The organism is Streptomyces sp. NPDC004031, from assembly GCF_053604375.1.
Genome location: NZ_JBSGHL010000057.1, coordinates 16,306 through 31,086, shown reverse-complemented (window position 1 = coordinate 31,086; position 14,781 = coordinate 16,306). Strand labels below are relative to the sequence as shown.

At 75.9% G+C, this 14,781-nt stretch carries 11 protein-coding genes; 3 read left to right on the top strand and 8 right to left on the bottom strand.

Features of this window, described 5'->3' with window-relative positions:
- Positions 1-157 precede the first annotated feature (157 nt).
- The 8 genes from ACWERV_RS29100 to ACWERV_RS29065 form a co-directional block, all read right to left on the bottom strand.
- Positions 158-4,240: a molybdopterin-dependent oxidoreductase gene (locus tag ACWERV_RS29100; RefSeq protein ID WP_452938641.1), complete on the bottom strand. Its 4,083-nt coding sequence runs from the start codon at positions 4,238-4,240 to the stop codon at positions 158-160.
- A gap of 201 nt (positions 4,241-4,441) precedes the next feature.
- Positions 4,442-5,077 carry a DJ-1/PfpI family protein gene (locus ACWERV_RS29095; protein WP_452938593.1) on the bottom strand — a complete coding sequence of 212 codons (636 nt, stop codon included), beginning with the start codon at positions 5,075-5,077 and terminating at the stop codon, positions 4,442-4,444.
- Between the two features lie 3 nt (positions 5,078-5,080).
- Positions 5,081-6,028 (bottom strand): GlxA family transcriptional regulator, encoded by a 948-nt coding sequence (locus tag ACWERV_RS29090; protein WP_452938639.1) that lies wholly within the window; start codon positions 6,026-6,028, stop codon positions 5,081-5,083.
- Between the two features lie 230 nt (positions 6,029-6,258).
- The gene (locus ACWERV_RS29085; protein WP_398175528.1) at positions 6,259-6,666 is read right to left on the bottom strand and encodes a rodlin; all 408 of its coding nucleotides are present in this window, start codon (positions 6,664-6,666) and stop codon (positions 6,259-6,261) included.
- A 193-nt stretch (positions 6,667-6,859) separates the two neighbouring features.
- Entirely contained in the window at positions 6,860-7,273 is a 414-nt protein-coding gene (locus ACWERV_RS29080) for a hypothetical protein (RefSeq protein ID WP_398175530.1), read from the bottom strand.
- 160 nt (positions 7,274-7,433) lie between these two features.
- Entirely contained in the window at positions 7,434-8,069 is a 636-nt protein-coding gene (locus ACWERV_RS29075) for a chaplin (RefSeq protein WP_452938589.1), read from the bottom strand.
- A gap of 139 nt (positions 8,070-8,208) precedes the next feature.
- Complete coding sequence (locus ACWERV_RS29070; RefSeq protein WP_398176074.1) at positions 8,209-8,403, bottom strand: chaplin; 195 nt, start codon at positions 8,401-8,403, stop codon at positions 8,209-8,211.
- A 339-nt stretch (positions 8,404-8,742) separates the two neighbouring features.
- On the bottom strand, positions 8,743-9,156 hold the full coding sequence (locus ACWERV_RS29065) for a rodlin (RefSeq protein ID WP_398175534.1): 414 nt from the start codon (positions 9,154-9,156) through the stop codon (positions 8,743-8,745).
- Between the two features lie 477 nt (positions 9,157-9,633).
- On the opposite strand from ACWERV_RS29065, the gene ACWERV_RS29060 reads away from it, so the two are divergent.
- The 3 genes from ACWERV_RS29060 to ACWERV_RS29050 all read left to right on the top strand — a co-directional run bounded on the left by ACWERV_RS29060 (position 9,634) and on the right by ACWERV_RS29050 (position 14,444).
- Entirely contained in the window at positions 9,634-10,920 is a 1,287-nt protein-coding gene (locus ACWERV_RS29060) for a glycosyltransferase (protein WP_452938586.1), read from the top strand.
- A 413-nt stretch (positions 10,921-11,333) separates the two neighbouring features.
- Positions 11,334-12,911 carry a sugar transferase gene (locus tag ACWERV_RS29055; protein ID WP_452938583.1) on the top strand — a complete coding sequence of 526 codons (1,578 nt, stop codon included), beginning with the start codon at positions 11,334-11,336 and terminating at the stop codon, positions 12,909-12,911.
- A 159-nt stretch (positions 12,912-13,070) separates the two neighbouring features.
- Entirely contained in the window at positions 13,071-14,444 is a 1,374-nt protein-coding gene (locus tag ACWERV_RS29050) for an O-antigen ligase family protein (RefSeq protein WP_452938580.1), read from the top strand.
- Positions 14,445-14,781 lie beyond the last annotated feature (337 nt).

Sequence of the window (14,781 nt, the reverse complement as noted above, 5' to 3'; positions counted from 1 at the left end):
CCGGTGCGTCGCCGAAGGCACGGCGGCGCACCGGCCCGTCCCGCTGTCGGCCCCCGGCGCACGTCTGTGCCGGGTCCTGCGTCTGTGCCTGGCGCACGTCTGTTGCCCGGCGCACGTCTGTGCGCGGTAGCGCGTCCGTGCTCAGTACCTCAGTACCTCAGTACACGTCGCGTACGTAGCGCTTGTCGGCGGCGAGCTGCTTGAGGTGGGCGGTGGCCGCGTCCGGCCGCAGCCCGCCGTGGGTGGTGGCGATGGTGTGCAGGGCGCGGTCCACGTCCTTGGCCATCCGCGCGGCGTCCCCGCACACGTACAGGTGCGCGCCGTCCTGGAGCCAGGACCACAGCAGGGGCCCGTGCTCGCGCATCCGGTCCTGGACGTACACCTTCGCGCGCTGGTCGCGGGAGAAGGCGGTGTCGAGGCGGGTGAGGGTGCCGTCGGCCTGGAAGGCGGCGAGGTCGTCGGCGTAGTAGAAGTCGGTGGCGCGGTGCTGCTCGCCGAAGAAGAGCCAGTTGGGCGCGCGGTGGCCGCGGGCGCGGCGCTCGGCGAGGAAGCCCAGGAAGGGGGCGACGCCGGTGCCGGGGCCGATCATGACCATCGGGGTGCCGGGGTCGGCGGGCGGCCGGAAGTGCGGGGCGCGGCGGACCTGGACGGGCACCTCGGTGCCGGGCTCGGCGTCGGCGAGGAAGGGCGAGCAGACACCGCCGCGGGCCCGCCCGCCGGGGCTCTCGTACCGGACGACGGAGACGGTCAGCGCGATGGCGTACGGGTCGGTGAGCGGGCTGGACGATATCGAGTACTGCCGCGGCTGGAGCTTCCTGAGCACCGCCGCCCACTCGGCGGCCTCGGCGCGCACCGCGTGCTCCGCGACGACGTCCACCGCCTGCCGTCCCCAGGACCACGCGGCCAGCTCGTCGCTGTTGTCGGGCCGCAGCAGTTTGCGCAGCAGCCGGCCCCGGGCGTGGTCGCGGTCGCGCTCGGCGAGGAAGCGCAGCAGGCCGGGGGTGATGCGGGTGATGTCGAGGTGGTGGGTGAGGGCCTCGCCCAGGCGGACCTCGCCGGTGCCGGGAAGGCTGACGGCGGTGTCCGCGGCGAGACCGGTGACGGCGAGCCACTCGGCCACGAGGGAGCGCGCGTTGACCGGTGTGACGCTGAGCGCGTCGCCCGCCTCGTACGGCAGCGGGACGGGACTGTCGCGGGTGTCGAGGACGAAGCGGCGCACTTCCTTGGCCGCGCCCGGCAGGCTCAGCAGCCGGTTGCCGGTCAGCCGGGCGGTGCCGGACGCGGGCCGCTGCCGGGCGGGCGCGGGCACGGGTACGGCCGCGGGTGGGGCCGCGGGCGCGGGTACGGGCACAACCTCGGCTTCGGGCGCGGCCGGCGGCGCGGACAGGGCGGCGAGGACCTGGTCCAGCCACGCGCCCGCCGACGTCTGGTAGTCCGGCTCGCAGTCGGTGCGGGGCGCCAGGCGGATCCCGCCCAGTTCGCCGAGGCGTTCGTCGAGGCGGCGGCCGTGGCCGCAGAAGTCGGCGTAGGAGGAGTCGCCGAGGGCGAGGACGGCGAAGCGGCGGCCGTCGAGCCGCGGGGTGTCGGGCGCGGTGAGGGCGTCCCAGAAGCCGGTGCCGTTGTCGGGGGCGTCGCCGTCGCCGAAGGTGCTGGTGATGAGCAGCAGGTCGGCGGCGGCCGGGAGCGCGCCGGGGGAGGCGTCCGCCATGCCGAGGAGGGTGGCGCGGTGCCCGGTCCCGGCCAGCCGTTGGGCGGCCGCGGCGGCGAAGTCCTCGGCGTTGCCGGTCTGCGAGGCCCACAGCACCACGACGTCCCGCCCGGCGGGCGCCGCCGGGGCCGCGGCCGCCGAGGTGCCCGGCAGCCGCGAGTACATCCCGGCGAGCGCCCCGTTGACCCATTGCGCGTGCTCGGGCGTGAAGGGCGCGTCCGGCGGCAGCACGGGCACCCCGGCGAGGCCCGATCCCAGCCCGGCGAGGAAGCCCACCAGGTAGCGCCGTTCGGGCTCGTCGAGCACGGGCGGGGCCAGGTCCGCCACGCCGAAGACGCTCGCGGCCGCGTGCGGCGCCTGCTCGCCCCCGGTGGGCCCGGGGCCCGCGTCCGGCCCGGGAAGAGGCGTGGCGGGCCCCGGGAGGGCCTGTGCGGGTGCTTCCGCGGCGGGCGTCGCCGCGACGCGGGTGAGCGACACCGCGCAGACCTTCAGTTCGGGCTGGAAGGACACCGGGTCGACCGCGTCGCTCGTCACCGCGTTGACGCTGAGGTATTCGCCGAACAGGTCGTTCCAGTGGAAGGGCGCGAAGCAGCAGCCGGGCAGGACGCGGTCGGTGAGCACCGCGGGCAGCACGGCCCGGCCGCGCCGCGAGGCCACCTCGACCGCGTCGCCCTCGGCGATGCCGAGGGCGGCGGCGTCGGCCGGGTGCAGCTCCACGAAGGGGCCCGGGTTGAGACGGTTGAGCTTGGCCACCCGGCCGGTCTTGGTGAGGGTGTGCCACTGGTGCTGCACCCGTCCGGTGTTGAGCACGAAGGGGAAGTCGTCGTCCGGCATCTCCGCTGGCGGCACGTGCGGGCGCGGGAAGAACACGGCGCGGCCGCTGGGGGTGGGGAAGCGCAGCCCGCCGTCCTCCCGGACGTAGCGGATCGGGTTGCGGTCGGGGCCGTCGGCGGTCGGGGCGGGCCACTGCACGGGGGTGTCGCGGAGCCGCCCGTACGTCACACCGCGCAGGTCGTAGCCGGTGAGCGGGTTGTGGGCGCGGCGGATCTCGTCGAAGATCTCCTCGGCGCCCGCGTAGTCGAAGGCGTCCCCGTAGCCCATGGCCCGCGCGACGCCCGCGATGATCCGCCAGTCCGGCAGGGCCTCGCCGGGCGGGTCGAGGGCCTTGCGGGCGAGCGTCAGATTGCGCTCGCTGTTGACCAGGACGCCCTCGGACTCCGTCCACAGCGCGGCGGGCAGCACGACGTCGGCGTACGCGTTGGTCTCGGTGTCGGCGAAGGCGTCCTGGGTGACGACGAACTCCGCCGCCTCCAGGCCCTCGATGACGGTGCGGCGGTTCGCGACCGAGGCGACGGGGTTGGTGCAGATGATCCAGCAGGCCCTGATGTCGCCGTCCGCCATCCGCCGGAACATCTCCACGGTGCCGCGCCCGACGCCGTCCGCTCGGACCGTGCCCGGCGGCAGGCCCCACAGCTCCTCGGCGAAGGCGCGGTCCTCGGCGACCAGCACCGAGCGCTGGCCGGGCAGACCCGGGCCCATGTAGCCCATCTCGCGTCCGCCCATGGCGTTCGGCTGGCCGGTCAGCGAGAAGGGGCCGCTGCCGGGGCGGCAGATCGCGCCCGTCGCCAGGTGCAGGTTGATCAGGGCGTTGGTGTTCCACGTGCCGTGCGTGGACTGGTTCAGGCCCATCGTCCAGCAGCTCACCCAGTCGGCCGCCCCGCCGATCAGCTCGGCGGCGCGGCGGATGTCCTGCTCGGCCAGGCCGGTCGTCGCGGCGACCGCCGCCGGGGTGTAGTCGGCGAGGAAGTCCGGCATCGCCTCCCAGCCCTCGGTCCAGCGTGCGATGAAGTCCGGGTCGGTGGCGCCCTCGGCGTGCAGCAGGTGCAGCAGGCCGTTGAGCAGCGCGAGGTCCGTGCCGGGGCGCAGCTGGAGGTGTAGATCGGCCTTCGCGGCGGTCGCGGTGCGCCGCGGGTCCACCACGACGAGCTTCGCGCCCTTCTTGACCCGGTCCATCAGCCGCAGGAAGAGCACGGGGTGGCAGTCGGCCATGTTCGCGCCGATGACGAGGAAGACGTCGGCGCTGTCCAGGTCCTGGTAGGAGCCGGGCGGGCCGTCGGCGCCCAGCGACAGCTTGTAGCCGCTGCCCGCGCTCGCCATGCACAGACGTGAGTTGGACTCGATCTGGTTGGTGCGGACGAAGCCCTTGGCGAGCTTGTTCGCCAGGTACTGCGCCTCCAGGCTGAGCTGGCCCGACACGTACAGCGCCACCGCGTCCGGGCCGTGCTCGTCGACGATCGCGCGCAGACGGCGGCCGGTCTCCTCGATCGCCCGGTCCGCGGGCGAGGGCACCGGTTCCGCGCCGCGCTCGGCGCGCGTCAGGGCGGTGGTCAGGCGGCCGGGCGCCGCGAGCATGTCCGCGGTCGTCGCGCCCTTGGTGCACAGACGGCCGTGGTTCGCCGGGTGCGAGGCGTCACCGCGGGCCCGCAGGACGGTCCGGCGGCCGTCGGGGGCCGCCCCCACCTCCAGGAGCATGCCGCAGCCGACGCCGCAGTACGCGCACGCCGTGCGCACCGTCGTGGTCACCTGCGGGTCCTCCCACCCGCGGCCGCCGCGGCCGCGCCCGTGCACACGCTAGGCGCAGCCGATTTCGCCTGGGTCACTCCGCGGGCCGGTTGGGGTTACGCGCTCCTTACACGCCGGGGAGCGGGGCGGTGAGGGGCCCCGCCGGGGGCGTCAGAGGGCCGGGACGCGCAGCTGGGTGGCGCGCAGGGTCTCGACCAGGGAAGGGGGAGCGGTGGTCACCGAACCGGCGCTGTACGGGGGCTCGGGGGCGTACTCGACGACGAGCTGGATCGCCTCGGCCACCGCGTCGCCCGCGATGCGGCCGGTGAGGGTCAGGGCGAGGTCGATGCCCGCGGAGACGCCCGCGGCCGTGGCGTACTTGCCGTCGATGACGACCCGGTCCGTGCTGGGCACCGCCCCGAGCAGCGGGAGGTGTTCGAGCGCGAGCCAGTGGGAGGCGGCCCGCCGCCCCGTGAGCAGTCCGGCGCCGGCCAGCAGCAGCGAGCCCGAGCACACGGACGTGGTCCAGGCCGTCCCGGGATCGACGGCCCGCAGCCAGTCCAGGATCTCCGGCACGCCGAGCGCGGCCTGCGTACCGGGCCCGCCCGGCACCAGCACCAGATCGGGCGCGGTGACCTCGGCGAGCGGCTTGTCCGCGGTCACGGACAGCCCCATGTCGGTGCGTACGGGCCCGGCCTGGACGGCGGTGAAGACGACCTCGGCACCCGGGATGCGGGACAGGACCTCGTACGGTCCGACGACGTCGAGCGCGGTGAAGTCCTCGTAGAGCAGGGCGGCGATCTGCACGGTTCAGCTCCTGACGCTGTGGAAGCGCCGGCGGTACTCCGCCGGCGGGAGGGCGAGGGTGCGGAGAAAGGCGCGGCGCATCGCCTCGGGGGTGCCGTAGCCCGCGGCGCGGGCGACCTCGGCGATCCCGCCGTCGGTGTCCTCCAGCAGCCGCCGGGCCGCTTCGAGACGCGCCCGGTCGACGTACCGGCCGGGCGGCACGCCGACCTCCGCGCGGAAGGCGCGGGCGAACTGCCGGGGGGAGAGCGCCGCGCGGGCGGCGAGCGCGTCGACGGACAGGTCCGCCTCCGGGTGCTCGGTGATCCAGCGCTGGACCTCGCGCAGCGGCTCCCGCTCGGCGAGCTGCGCGGCCAGCTGCGTGCTGAACTGCGCCTGGCTGCCGGGCCTGCGCAGGAAGACGACCAGGCCGCGGGCGACCGCGAGCGCCGCGTCCCGCCCGAGGTCCTCCTCGACGAGCGCGAGCGCCAGGTCGATCCCGGCGGTGACGCCCGCGGACGTCGCATACTTCCCGTCCCGTACGAAGATCGGCTCGGGATCCACGTCTGTGCCGGGGAAGCGGCGGGCCAGCGTGGCGCAGTAGGCCCAGTGCGTGGTGGCCCGGCGGCCCTCCAGCAGCCCCGCCTCGGCGAGCAGGAACGCCCCCGTGCACACCGACACCACGCGTACGGCGTCCGGCGCGAGCGCCGCGACCCGGGCGACGGCCTCCGGGTCGGGCCGGTGGGTGCCGGAGCCACCGGGCACCAGCAGGGTGCCGGGCGGCGCGGCGGTGCGCAGGTCCTCGTCGGGCAGCAGTCGCAGCCCGGCGCTGGTGCGGACCGGACCGCCGCCCAGGGACGCGGTCCGCACCCGGTAGGGCGCGGGGTTCGACGCGGTGGACGAGGCGGCGGCGAAGACCTCGACGGGCCCGGTCACGTCGAGGCTCTGCACGCCGTCGAAGAGCACGACGAGCACGTCGTGGGACGGGCGGCCGCCAGGGGGGCGGGGCGGGCCGCCGGCGGGTTCTCCGTGGCCGGTCACGTCCTCAGCGTGGCAGCGGCCCGGGGACGGCGGCAATGACGGATCTCCCACCTTTCCTGCCACCGCCGCACCCACCGGACGATGTGCCCGCGGGCATGCGAAAGGCCGCCGGCGAACATGTCGCCGGCGGCCCTCGGTGCACCGCGCGGGGCGGTGCGGACGTGTCAGCCGTTCGCGGTGCCGTTGCCGGACAGGACCGGGATGTCGTCGACGATGTGCGACAGCGGCTCGTCGCCCTGGGCCTGCGTCGAGTTCTCGGCGCACTGCTGGTTCTGCGGCGAGGTCAGCACGTTGACGTCCTGGACGGTGACCGGGATCAGGCCGATCAGCGAGCCGACGTTGGCCTTGACCGGAACGCCGAGGCACGGCTTGTTGAGGCTGCCCTGGACCAGGCTCAGCTGCGGGCTCTGGGTGCCGCCGGTGACGGTGTTGCCGTAGTTCTGCTCGGCGCCGTTGCCGTTGACCGTGGTGGTGCCCTGGTCGTCACCGAGCGCCATGGCCGGGGCGGCGGTCATGCCGACGGCGGCGACGGAAGCGGCGAGGGCGGCTCCGGCGAGCATCTTCTTGATCATTGTGTGTCCCTTTGCGGTGCTCGGTGGCACGGTTCGTGGAAGGTCTGAGCGATCTGATCAACCGCTCAGGGAGGGTTTGGTTCCGGCGATTCACTCCGATGGTGGAGCGGGCCCGCCGCTGCCCTGACGGCCCGTCGGTCCGCGGCTCGGCCCTCGGACCTGCGGGCCCGCGGACCTACGGGCCGACGGCGGGTCAGCCGCCGAGACCGCCCAGCGGCAGTCCGCCGAGCAGACCGCCCAGCGGCAGCCCGCCGAGCAGCGAGGCGCCCGGCACGGCGTTGGTCAGCATGTCGGACGAGGCGAGGTCCCGGGTGGCGCCGGTGGCGTCCCCGACCAGCCCGGCCGCCGGGGCCTTGCCCTGGAGGGTGGCGCTCGCGTCGTCGACGGTGCGCGTCGTGGAGTCGAGGTTCGCGCTGTCAGCGGCCTTCTGCAGCGGCTGCTGGGCGAGTGCCTGGTCCATACCGCCGTTGATGCTGGTGGGCATCGTGCTCATGGTGCGGGCGTCGACGGGGTTCGCGGTGTCCGTGGTGGAGGCGAACGCGGGGGCTCCCACACCGACTGCCATCACGGAACCGGCCACGACCGCTGCGACCTTCGAGTACTTCACTTGCCACCCTTTCGGTAGCGCGGGATGTCTGTCATCACGCACAACGATTACGGAGCGCGACGGAAACTGTGTGCCGCGTCGCCGCCCGACAATCACCCGATAGAGCGCGGTGTCGGCGCCCCGCGTCGTCGCGCGGGAACGGCTCGGCGGCGGCCGCCGCTCAGGAGTAGGTGCGCCGGATGCGCGCGGCCCGTGCCGAACGCCGGTAGATCAGGGTGCCGCCGGCCAGCAGGAGCGCGCTCGCACCGGCCGCGGTGCCCAGGACACCGCTCGACGCGCCCGTCTCCGCGAGCTGCGTGTGCACCTCGGGCGTCGGGGTCTGCGGGGTGACGGCGGGCGGCTGGGTGCGCTGCGGCGGCACCACCTGCGGGGCGGGCGTGCCGTTCGCGCAGGAGTTGCCGAACGAGGGGTTCAGCAGCCCCACGACGTCCACCGAGTTCCCGCACGCGTTCACCGGCACGTCGACCGGGACGCTCACACTGTTGCCGGACAGCACGCCCGGCGAGCCCTCCGCGGCGCCCCGGGCGGTCGCGCCGCCGCCACCGGCCGCGGCCGCGTTCGCGGCGGCGGCGATGGCCGCTCCGTCCGTCTGCGAGGAGGCCCCGGCGGAGGGGGCCGCGGACGACGAGGAGGCCGCGCCCTCGGCCTGCTGCGACAGGTCCTCGGCCGAGTGGCCGGGGGCGTTCTGCCCGCCCTCTGCCGCGGAGTCCGCGTGCGCGTAACCTCCCGTCACCGCGAGGATGCTGCTTGCCGCAGCAACGGTGAGCAGACCCCGGTTCAGAATCTGTCGTCGCATGGACTTTCTCCGCTCGTGCAAAGGGTGGTGCAGATGACGGACCGCCCCGGAGTGCGCTGCGCGCTCGGCCCGGGGCGGCTCCTGGCCAGCGGCCGGCGGTGTCGCCCGGCCGTCGGTGTCGATCGGCGTACGGCCGTCGTCAGCCGTTGTTCTCGCAGACGTTGCCGAAGGCCGGGTTCAGCAGGCCGATGACGTCGATGGTGTTGCCGCACACGTTCACCGGGACGTGGACCGGAACCTGGACCAGGTTGCCGGACAGCACGCCGGGGGAGTTGGCCGCGCCACCGATCGCGCCGGAGCTGGCGAAGGCCGGAGTGGCGATACCCATGGCCATGACGGTGCCCGCGGCGAAGGCCGCTGCCTTGGTGAGCTTCTTCACGTTTCTACTCCTCTATTTTTCCGGCGCCTGCGGATGGAGCGCCGCCACGGATTTCGTGCCGGCCGGTCCCGGATGACGGGCCCGTGCGCACCGCGCCGATCAGTCAACGAGCATTGATGCCGCCAGGTGACTCCTCTTGCTTCTCCCGAGGCCATCAACCACTCGAATGGAGGGTGGATTTGACATACGGGAGGGAAATGCAGAAGGAGCAGGAACGGCTCCGGCCGCCGGTTCCGCACCGGCGGCCGGAGCCGCGCGAGGGGGCCCTTGCGGGCCTTCCGGACGCGCTCGTGCTCAGCCGTTGGCCTCGCCGTTCCCGGACAGGACCGGGATGTTGTCCAGGATGTGCGAGAGCGGCTCGTCGCCCTGCGACTGGGTCGAGTTCTCGACGCACTGCTGGTTCTGCGGCGAGGTGAGGACGTTGAGGTCCTGGACGGTGATCGGGACGACGCCGATGAGCGAGCCGGCGTTGGCCTTCAGCGGCAGGCCGAGGCAGGGCTTGTTGAGCGAGCCCTGGACCAGCGCGAACGACGGGCTCATGTAGCCGTTGGTGTAGGTGTTGCCGTAGTTCTGCTCGGCGCCGTTGCCGTTGACGGTGGTGGTGCCGTTCTCGTTGCCGAGGGCCATCGCCTGCGGGGCGGCGACCGCGGCCGAGATGCCCGCGACGGAGGCGGCCACGGCAGCCGTGGCGAGGAACTTCTTGATCACGGTGGATCCTTTGCGAACGGGAGTGGTGTGCCCCGGAAGACGGGTCGCCGTGACCAACCCCGCGGCGCGCGATTGGTAATGACGTTTCACCCGATTGGATAGTCGTGGTCGCGGCGGAAGGGCTTCGCCAGGTGCGGGGGTGAATGCCGGGTCGTTGTGTTGACGCGGTGTCAACACGACACCCCGGGAAGTACGTCCGGTGGTGGGTGCCGGATTCGGGTGCGGGCGGTGTGATGGTCGTAAGAGGGCGCAATAATGCGCTCTTTCGCGCGGCTTGCGTGATTTTCGACGCGGTGTCTGCGACGGTGCATTTCTGATTCCGGGGTTTCCGGCGCTTCCGGTTTCCGGCGATGGCGTGACCGGTTCCGGCATGCGTGGGAGAACGCCCGGGAGACCGGAGGAGCGCGCGGGCCGTGCGGTGGCCCGCGGGACCGAGTGGCGGGGTTTGACGGGCTCGTAGAGGGAGAACGGCGCGCGATGCCGCAACATCACGACGGACTCGCCGGTCTGACGGTGCTGCATCTGGCGCAGCCCGTCGAGGGCGGGGTGGCCCGCGTCGTCGTCGACCTGGTCCGCGCGCAGGTGCGGGCGGGAGCCCGTGTCGTCGTCGGCTGCCCGGCCCCGGACGGACCTGCCCCGTACCCGGGGCGCGCCGCGGACGGTACGGCCGGGGGCGGCTCCGGTGGCCCCGTCGGGCCCGCGCCCGGCCCCGCCTCCGCGCACGGACCTGTGTCGCTCGGGCCCGACCCGCTCGCCGCCGCCGCGTCGTGCGCGGGCGCGCGCGTCGTGCGCTGGGACGCCCGGCGCGCACCCGGCCCCTGGCTGGCCCGCGAGACCGCAGCCGCCGCGCGCGTGGTGCGGGAGGCGCGGCCCGACCTGGTGCATCTGCACAGCGCCAAGGCCGGGCTGGCGGGCCGGCTCGCCGTCCGCGGCACCCTGCCCACCGTCTTCCAGCCGCACGCCTGGTCCTTCGACGCGGTCGGCGGACCCACCGCGCGTGCCGCGCGCGCCTGGGAGCGGTACGCCGCGCGCTGGGCGGACCGCGTCCTGTGCGTCAGCGACGCCGAACGCCGCGCGGGCCTCGCCGCGGGCGTACGGGCCCGCTGGGCGGTCGTGCGCAACGGCGTCGACCTCGCCCGCTTCACCCCCGCCGCCGAACCGGCCGCCGTCCGGGCCGCGCTGCCCGCGCTGTCGGACGCCGGGCCCGGCACGCCGCTCGTCGTGTGCGTCGGACGGCTGTGCCCGCAGAAGGGCCAGGACGTGCTGCTGCGGGCGTGGCCCGCGGTCGCCGCCGTGGTGCCCGAGGCGCGGCTCGTGCTCGTCGGCGACGGGCCCGAGCGGCAGCGGCTGCTCGCGGGCGCGCCGCCCGGTGTGCTGCTCGCGGGCGCCGCCCGCGACACCCTGCCGTGGTACCAGGCCGCCGACGTGGTGGTGCTGCCCTCCCGCTGGGAGGGCATGGCGCTGGCCCCGCTGGAGGCGATGGCCTGCGGGCGCCCGGTGGTCACCACCGACGTCAGCGGTGCCCGCGAGACCCTGCACCCGCAGGACGCGGACGCCTGCGTCGTCCCGGTCGGCGACCCGGCCGCGCTGGCGGCCGCGCTGCTGCGGCTGCTCACGGACCGGCCGCTGCGCACGGCCGCGTCACTGCGGGCCCTCGCGCACGCCCGCGCCCACCACGACGCGGCCCGCGCCGCGGCGGACGTCGCCGCCCTCTACCGGGACGTGCTCCCGCTCCCCGCCCGCCCGCGGCGGCTGCCGCGGTGACCCCGGAACCCGTACCCGCTCCCCCGGCCGGGCCCGGCGCCGAAGAGGGCAGCCCCGTCCCCGCCGCCCGCCTGCGCCTCCCCCCGGACGCGGAGCCCGCCGACACGGCCGCGGCCCGGCCCGGTCCCGCGGCGGAGACGCCGCAGACTGCGGGCGCGGCGGGGGCGGGCCCGCAGGCCGGTGCGGCCGCGGACGGCGAAGTCGCGGGGGTGTTCTCGGGAGCGGGTGCGGGGGCGGGTGCGGGGGCGGGTGCTTCCCGTGGCCCGGACACGGGTGAAGCGTGGGGCGGCGGTGCGCCGGGGGTGTTTTCGCGGCCGGAGGGTGCGGTGGCCGCGGGGGTGCTTCCGCAGGCCGGTGCCGGGGCGGGGCTGTCCGGGGGGTACGACGTGGGTGGTGCCGCGGAGGACGGGGGCGTGGCGGCTGTCGGCGCCGGGCGGGAGCACGGGCGGGCCGGTGCGGAGGACGGGAGGTACGCGTCCGCCGGGGCCCGTCCGCACGACGAGCACGGCGGCGGGTCCGTACCGCGTGCGGCGGGGCTGCCGCGGCGCCGGGCGGCGCGGGAGCGCGTCGGGATGGTACTGGCCGCCGCGGACTGCGCCGGGGCCCTCACGGGCGTGCTGGCCGTCCTGCCGCCACGGGCGGCGCTGGCCTGCGGGGTCGTCACCGGGTGCCTGCTGGTGGCCCAGCAGCGGGCCGGGCACTACCGTCCGGCCTTCGCGCCCGGGGCCTTCGCCGAACTGCCCGGGATCGCCGGGCGTACGGCGCTGGCCTGGGGTCTGTTCGCCGCGGTCGCGGCGCCCGGGGCGCCCGGCTGGTCGGCGCTGCTCGCGGCCGTGTGCGTGACCGTCACGGTGGCGGGCGCGCTGCGGGCCGCGGTGTACGGCGCGCGGCGCCTCGCGGCCCGCAGGAGGCCCGCCTCGACGCTGGTCGTCGCGGCGGACGCGGCTTCCGCGGGGCGTATCGCCGCGGTCCTGCACGCGCGGCCCGAGTACGGGATGCGCCCGGTGGGCCTCGCCGCGCCCGCGCCGGTGCGGCCCGCCCCGCAGGAGTCCGAGCCGTCCGCGGCCATGTCCGCGGCGCCCTCGTCCGTTCCCATCGCCGTTCCCGTCGCCGTACCCGTGCAGCAGGCGCCGCATCTGCCGCCGCCGGTCCTGCCCGTGCTGCCGTCGCCGGGCGAGGTGACGCGGGCGGTGGTGCAGAACGCCGTGCGGCACGCCGTCGTGACCGGATCCGCGGTGCCCGACGCCCGCACCATTGCCACGGTGCGGCTGCTGGCCGCACAAGGGTGCGTGCTGTGGCGGGTCGAAGGCGCGGAGGGCGCCCTGCCGTACGGGCGCGGGCGGTCCGCCCGCGGGCACCTGTGGGGGTACGCGTGCCACCGGCTCGACCCGTACCCGCCGACCGCCGCCCGGACCGCGCGGGGCGCCAAACGGGCACTGGACGCGGCCCTCGCCGCCGCCGCGCTGCTGTGCCTGGCACCGGTGTTCGGCGTGTGCGCGCTGGCCGTACGGCTCGCGGACGGCCCCGGCGTGATCTTCCGGCAGGAGCGCATCGGGCTGCACGGGCGGCCCTTCACCCTGCTCAAGTTCCGCACCCTGCGCCCCGCCGACGAGCGCGAGTCGGCGACGCTGTGGAGCGTCGCGGGCGACCGGCGGATGAGCCGCGCGGGCCGGCTCCTGCGCCGTACCTCCCTCGACGAGCTGCCCCAGCTGTGGAACGTCCTGCGCGGCGACATGAGCCTCGTCGGGCCGCGCCCGGAACGCCCGCACTATGTGGCGCAGTTCAGCCGGACCCTGCCCGGGTACGCCGACCGGCACCGGATGCCCGCGGGCATCACCGGGCTCGCACAGGTGCACGGACTGCGCGGCGACACCTCCATCGCCGACCGGGCGCGGCTCGACAACCACTACATCGACAGCTGGACGCTCTGGCAGGACGTGACGATCCTGCTGCGCACCGCCGTCACGGTGTTCCGCCACGCGGGGAGCTGACGGGCCGTGGACATGACGCTTCTGCTCCTGTCGCGCGGGCCGCGCACGGCCCGCGCGCGGCATATGGCGCGGGCTCGGCATACTGCGCCGCCGTGCGGTGACCGGCGGCCTGCGCCTGCCCGCGCCCTCGTCCGCCTGCGCGGGGGGAGGTGAGGTGCCGTGACGCTCACCGCCGCCGTCGGCCTGCCCTCCGCCGCCGGGCGGGTCGCACCTCTGCTGCGCCGCTACGCCCCGCTCCTGCCCGCGCTGGCCACCGTGCTGCTGCTGGCCCTGCCGGTGTCCGCGGGGAACGTGAGCGCGTCCGGCAAAGTGACGCCCGCCGACGCCGCCTCCGCCGTCCTCGTCCTGACCGCCGCGGTCCGGTGCCTGCGGGAGCGGGCCCGGCCGTTGACGGCCGCCGCCGCGGCCGTGCTCGGCGCGCCGCTGGTGGGGTTCGCCGTCGCCGCCGTGACGTCGCTCGACCCGGGCGCGGGAGCCACCGGATTCCTGCGCTACGTGCAGGTCTTCGTCGCTGTGCCCGCGGCCGTCGTCGTGCTGCTGCGCGACCGGCGGGACTTCGCGGTCGTCGCCGCGGCGGTCGTCCTGCTCGCCCTTGTGCAGGGTGCGGTCGGCACGTGGCAGTACGCCACGGCGCACGGCGCCTCGTACATGGGCCGGGACATCCGCGCGGTCGGCACCTTCGGGCCCTCCGATGTCATGGGGATGGCCACGGTCGTCGCCTACGGCCTCGTCATCGCCCTCGGCTACGCCCTCGCCCCGCCGCCGCCTGGCGCCCCGCGACGGCTGCGGCCCGCGGCGATGTGCTGCGCCGCGCTCCTCGCCGTACCGCTCGCGGTGTCCTTCAGCCGCGGCACGTGGATCGCGACGGCGGTCGCCTGCGCCGTGCTGGTCCCGCTCGCCGGGCGGCGGCAGGTGCTGCGCGCCCTCGCCGGGCTCCTGGCCGTCGTGGCGGCGGGCGTCGTCCTGGTCGGCGGATTCGGCGCCGGGTCGCAGGTGATCGGCGCGCGGGCCGCCAGCATCACGGAGGTCACCGCCGCGCCCGACTCCTCCGTCAGTGACCGCTACACCCTCTGGTCCGCCGCGCTCGACATGTGGCGCGAGCACCCGCTGACCGGCGTCGGGCTCAAGCGCTTCCCCGCCGAACGCGACGGGCACGCGGCCCTCGGCCTCTCCTCGGCGAGCGACACCGGCGGCGCGGGGCAGGGCTTCGCGCGCGAACCCCTGCTCTCCCCGCACAACATGTACCTGCTCGTCCTGAGCGAGCAGGGCCTGCTCGGCTGCACCCTGCTGGCGGGCGGCTGGGCGGCGCTGCTCGTCCTCGGCCTGCGCCGACTGCGCACCGCGCCCGCGGCGGCCCGCGGCGCCGGGCTCGGCGCGGTGGGCCTGCTGCTGTGGCAGTGCACGGACTTCGGCTACGCCGACATCGGCGGCCCCTCCACCGCCGCGACCGCCCTCCTGCTCGGCCTCGCGGCCTGGTGGGCCCTGCACGCCGACCCCGCCGATTCCGCCGACCCCGCCGGGCCCGAACGGTGAACGCCCCGCTGCGACCCGCCGCCGCCCTCGCTGCCGCCCGGACGCGGGCCCTGAGCCGCCTGCGCGGCGCCAGGACGCCCGCGGGCACGGTCGCCGTCCCACCACCCACGGCGAGGCCTGCCGACGCGGCGGAGGCCGCCGTGAGCCGCACCGCGGCTCCGGACGGAGCGGGTGGGGCCGCGGCGCCGGGCCCGTCCGGGCCGTCGTCCAGCGTGCGAGGTGTTGGCGGGCCGGAACCTGCGGGGAAGGCGTTGCCCGGGGTGCGGGGTGACGGTCGGTCGGGCGGTGGTGGTCCGGGGACCGTGGCGCCGGACCCGTCCGGGCCGCCGCGCGCCGT

What these genes read in the sequence shown, in the direction of transcription:
- ACWERV_RS29100 (WP_452938641.1), bottom strand. Translation starts at nt 4,240, where the DNA reads ATGCTCCTGGAGGTGGGGGCGGCCCCCGACGGCCGCCGGACCGTCCTG.
- ACWERV_RS29085 (WP_398175528.1), bottom strand. Translation starts at nt 6,666, where the DNA reads ATGATCAAGAAGATGCTCGCCGGAGCCGCCCTCGCCGCTTCCGTCGCC.
- ACWERV_RS29075 (WP_452938589.1), bottom strand. Translation starts at nt 8,069, where the DNA reads ATGCGACGACAGATTCTGAACCGGGGTCTGCTCACCGTTGCTGCGGCA.
- ACWERV_RS29070 (WP_398176074.1), bottom strand. Translation starts at nt 8,403, where the DNA reads ATGGCCATGGGTATCGCCACTCCGGCCTTCGCCAGCTCCGGCGCGATC.
- ACWERV_RS29060 (WP_452938586.1), top strand. Translation starts at nt 9,634, where the DNA reads ATGCCGCAACATCACGACGGACTCGCCGGTCTGACGGTGCTGCATCTG.